Annotated in this window: 5 protein-coding genes; 4 read left to right on the plus strand and 1 reads right to left on the minus strand. The window is 71.4% G+C overall.

The window, feature by feature from the left end:
- Window positions 1–671 (plus strand): alpha/beta fold hydrolase (locus CCN33_RS00275; protein WP_341866557.1); only part of this gene is annotated, 671 nt, incomplete at its 5' end.
- Between the two features lie 34 nt (window positions 672–705).
- Here the strand turns inward: CCN33_RS00275 and CCN33_RS00280 are convergent.
- Complete coding sequence (locus CCN33_RS00280; protein WP_086689894.1) at window positions 706–1,011, minus strand: hypothetical protein; 306 nt, start codon at window positions 1,009–1,011, stop codon at window positions 706–708.
- Between the two features lie 212 nt (window positions 1,012–1,223).
- On the opposite strand from CCN33_RS00280, the gene CCN33_RS00285 reads away from it, so the two are divergent.
- From CCN33_RS00285 to glnII, 3 genes are all read left to right on the plus strand, one after another.
- A complete protein-coding gene (locus CCN33_RS00285; protein WP_086689903.1) occupies window positions 1,224–1,601 on the plus strand; it encodes an ArsC/Spx/MgsR family protein in 378 nt (125 codons plus the stop codon).
- A gap of 97 nt (window positions 1,602–1,698) precedes the next feature.
- Window positions 1,699–2,427, plus strand: coding sequence for an RlpA-like double-psi beta-barrel domain-containing protein (locus CCN33_RS00290; RefSeq protein ID WP_086689896.1), 729 nt, complete (start codon window positions 1,699–1,701; stop codon window positions 2,425–2,427).
- Between the two features lie 351 nt (window positions 2,428–2,778).
- Complete coding sequence (gene glnII, locus CCN33_RS00295; RefSeq protein WP_086689898.1) at window positions 2,779–3,810, plus strand: glutamine synthetase; 1,032 nt, start codon at window positions 2,779–2,781, stop codon at window positions 3,808–3,810.
- Window positions 3,811–4,304: the final 494 nt, after the last annotated feature.

Genomic DNA, 4,304 nt, shown 5'->3' on the forward strand with positions numbered 1-4,304 from the left:
AGCGCCTGAGCGCGGTACGCGCGGGAGACTCCGGCGCAGGCCCCACGGCGGTACTGCTCCACGGCGCGGGCACCGGCAGCAAGGAACGCCTGCTGCCCCTGCTGTGGGCCTTCGCCGAGCGGGGCTGCCACGCCCTGGCCTTCGACTTCTCCGGTCACGGCCGCAGCACGGGCCACCTGTCCGAACTCAGCCTGCGCCGCCGCTTCGAGCAGGCGGTCGCGGTGATCGACGCCCACGCGGGAGCCGGCCCCCTCGTCCTGGTCGGCTTCAGCATGAGCGGCCAGACGGTGGCGGACCTGGTCCGGCACTACGGACGCCGGGTGGCCTCGGTGGGCCTGTGCGCACCGGGGGTGTTCGCGGCGGCCGCGTGGGCCGAGCCGTTCGGCGACGGTACGGGCGCCTTCACCAGGATCCTCCGCACACCGCACAGCTGGCGCGACTCACCCGCCCTGCCGGCCCTCCGCGCCTTCGAGGGCAGAGCGGTCCTGGTGACACCGGGCACGGACACGGTCATCCCGGCAGAGGTGACAAGGGCGGTGGAGGAAGCGCTGTGCGCGCGGGCGCGGTATTCACGGCTAAAACTTCCGGACGCTGAGCACCAGTTGGGGCTGTGGTTCCGCGACCATCCGGAGAGCGGGCGCGAGTTGGTGACCGAGCTGCTGCCGCAGTGAGGGCCGGGCGCCCCTCGGGGGCGCCCGGGTGGGGTCAGTGGAGCAGTGCGCGGACCATGCGGCAGGTCGTGGCGGACGGGGGGTGGACGCCGAGCCTGGCGGCCGTGTCGCGTATCGCCTCGTCGCGGGCCTGGGCCGGGAGGTAGACGCCCGAGTCGAGCAGGGCTATGGCGAGGCGCATGGCCTTCAGGCGCCGGTTGTGCGTCACGTACCACTCACGCGGCCGGCCGGCCGGCAGCGGACGCTTCGCGGCGGGCGTGTAGGGCGAGTCGAGCGGCACGGGCCGCCTGGCGGTGGACTGGGTCGGCGACGGCTTGTTCCTCAGAGCGGCAACGGACACGGACACCCTCCTGTGGCGAGCGGAGCACCCACCGGAACCCCCCGGCGAATCCTCTCGAACACTGCCCCCAGTCTACCGTCGGCCACTGACAACGGGGAGGGCGCGAAGCAGCATGAAATCCGCTGGTGGGACGGGGAATTGGCGTACTGTCACACGAGTGGCGCAAGGGGACCAGGAAATCGAACATGCCGAGCGGCGCGTACCGTACCCGCATGGAGATCTGGATCAACCCCGCCTGTTCCAAGTGCCGTGGCGCGCTCGACGTGCTGGACGCCGAGGGAGCCGGATACACCGTGCGCCGGTACCTGGAGGACGTACCGAGCGCGGAGGAGATCCGGGAGTTGCTCGGGCGGCTCGGGCTGGAGCCGTGGGACATCACCCGGACCGGGGAGGGCGCCGCCGGGGAGCTGGGGATGCGCGAGTGGGCACGGGACGCGCGGACGCGGGAGCGGTGGATCTCCGCGCTCGTCGAGCACCCCGTACTGATCCAGCGGCCGATCATCACCGCCGAGGACGGGACGGCGCTGGTGGCACGGTCGGAGGCGGCGGTGCGGGACGCGCTGCGACGGAGCGGGCCAACTGCCGTATGACGTAGGTCACTCGGCCGGCGCGTGTCACCGTTGAGACACGGCGGCCGGGCCTCCCGTACATAGCGGCGTACGCTCCCCTACCCCCCTGGAGGCGCCGATGTCGCGCAGCAGAAGTCTCGGCACCAAGAAGAAGATCGCGCTGCTCGTCAGCGCCGCCGCGGTGGCGGGCGGTGGGGCCTTCGCCCTGGCGACCACCTCCGACGCGGCGCAGAGCCCGCAGGACGCCAAGACCCTGTCGTCCGCCGCGGACTCGACCGTGTGCCAGGGGTTCGCCACCGCCCTCGGCAACAACCAGAAGTTCATCGAGGGCCAGAAGGCGAACCCGGACGCGCAGTCCTCGGCCCGGATCGCCAACCGTGAGGCGGTCATCGCGCAGATCAAGGTCCAGCAGAAGGCCGCCGGCTGCACCGTTGGGGAGTCGGCTCAGGACTCCCAGGCGGGCAACCAGCAGGGCGCGGGCCAGCAGGGCGCCGGGCAGCAGGCCGGCGGCGGGCAGCAGGCCGGCGGCCAGCAGAGCGCTCCGCCCGCCCAGAGCGCCCCGCCCGCGCAGGGCAACGGCGGTGGCGCCGCCGCCTCCGGCCAGCAGGTCTGCAACGGCTCCACCGTCACCCTCTCCGGCGAGGGCGGCGCCCCGGCCGCGTCCAGCAACCAGTTCCCGATCGGGACGACGCTGAAGGTCACCAACCTGGACAACAACAAGTCCACGACCGTCAAGGTCGCCTCGGTGTCCGGCAGTTGCGCTCTCCTCAACAACGCGGCCTTCGAGCAGGTCCGGGAGCCGGGCAAGTTCCTGATCCGCCGTGCCGTGATCGAGAAGGTGGGGTGAGGCGCCACGAGGTGAACGGAAACCGGTGAGACGACGGCCCGGACCGACCTGACGTCGGCTCCGGGCCGCTCCCCGGCCTCCCGCACCCCGCACCGACGGGCGGGGTCCGTGACTCGCCGCCTTGCGCACCCACCCGCGCAGGAGGAACAGGCGGCGCCCCCGGACCCCGCCTCCGTCATGTCCGGCCATGGTGAGCCGCGACACAGAACCCCCAGGTAACACGGGGTTCACATACGGGCAATGATCGGGAAATCGGCTGTTGGCACGCTGCCGGACATATCGACGCGGTGTCCGTGCCGCGGCGTCGCGGCACCCCGTCTGCGCCCGAACCACCCCGAAGGATGTGTCCCCGTGACCTTCAAGGCCGAGTACATCTGGATCGACGGCACCCAGCCGACGGCCAAGCTCCGTTCCAAGACGAAGATCATCACGGGTGCCCCGGCCGGTCTCGACGCGCTGCCGATCTGGGGCTTCGACGGCTCCTCCACCAACCAGGCCGAGGGCCACGCCTCCGACCGCGTGCTCAGGCCGGTCTTCACCTGCCCGGACCCGATCCGCGGCGGCGACGACATCCTGGTGCTGTGCGAGGTCCTCGACATCGACATGACGCCGCACCTGTCCAACACCCGTGCCGCGCTCGCCGAGACCGAGGAGCGCTTCGGCTCCCAGGAACCGATCTTCGGCATCGAGCAGGAGTACACCTTCTTCGACGGCACCCGCCCGCTCGGCTTCCCGGAGAACGGCTTCCCGGCCCCTCAGGGCGGCTACTACTGCGGTGTCGGCGCCGACGAGATCTTCGGCCGTGACGTCGTCGAGGCCCACCTGGACAACTGCCTCAAGGCCGGTCTCGGCATCTCCGGCATCAACGCCGAGGTCATGCCCGGCCAGTGGGAGTTCCAGGTCGGCCCGCTCGCCCCGCTGGAGGTCTCCGACCAGCTCTGGGTGGCCCGCTGGCTGCTGTACCGCACCGCCGAGGACTTCGGCATCTCCGCCACTCTCGACCCCAAGCCGGTCAAGGGCGACTGGAACGGCGCGGGCGCGCACACCAACTTCTCCACCAAGGCCATGCGCGAGGGCTACGACGCGATCATCACCGCCTGCGAGTCGCTGGGCGAGGGCTCAAAGCCGCTGGATCACGTCAAGAACTACGGCGCCGGCATCGACGACCGCCTCACCGGCCTGCACGAGACCGCCCCGTGGAACGAGTACAGCTACGGCGTCTCCGACCGCGGTGCCTCGGTCCGCATCCCGTGGCAGGTCGAGAAGGACGGCAAGGGCTACATCGAGGACCGCCGCCCCAACGCCAACGTCGACCCGTACGTGGTGACGCGCCTGCTGGTGGACACGTGCTGCGCCGCGCTGGAGAAGGCCGGCCAGGTCTGATCCCCCGTGCCGGGAAGGGGCGCCCGCCGAACCGGTGGGCGCCCCTTCGGCGTACCCCCGGCCGGCAGCGGGTTTCGGCCAAGAAGGCGTCAAGGAGGCGTCCAAGGGGTGAGAGAAGGCTCCTGCACGGCGCCCGCGTCTGCTTCAATGGGCCCATGGTCGGCATCCAGAACTTCGTAGCTACGGGTCGTGAGGACCTGGAGCCGTTCTGGCCTTCCCGTCAGCATGACGACTTCGACCGAGTGTGTTGCCGCGCGGCCACCGCGCGAGCCCTCTGAGCACCGTAGATCCCTGAGCGCCGTACACCACCGGCCCCACGGACTACCCGGCCTCCGGCCAGCGCGTCACGACGAACGTCCCCCAGGCGTGCGCCCGACCACAGTCAGGGCCGCCGCCTCGCCCGACGACACTCCTCGCGCGAAAGAGCTGACCTCTCATGGCGACCCACCGTCCTCAGTCCTCCGCCACCACCCTCACCGACCGCCCCGCCGCCC

Origin of the sequence: Streptomyces recifensis, assembly GCF_002154615.1 — a bacterium.
Taxonomy (GTDB): domain Bacteria; phylum Actinomycetota; class Actinomycetes; order Streptomycetales; family Streptomycetaceae; genus Streptomyces; species Streptomyces griseoluteus.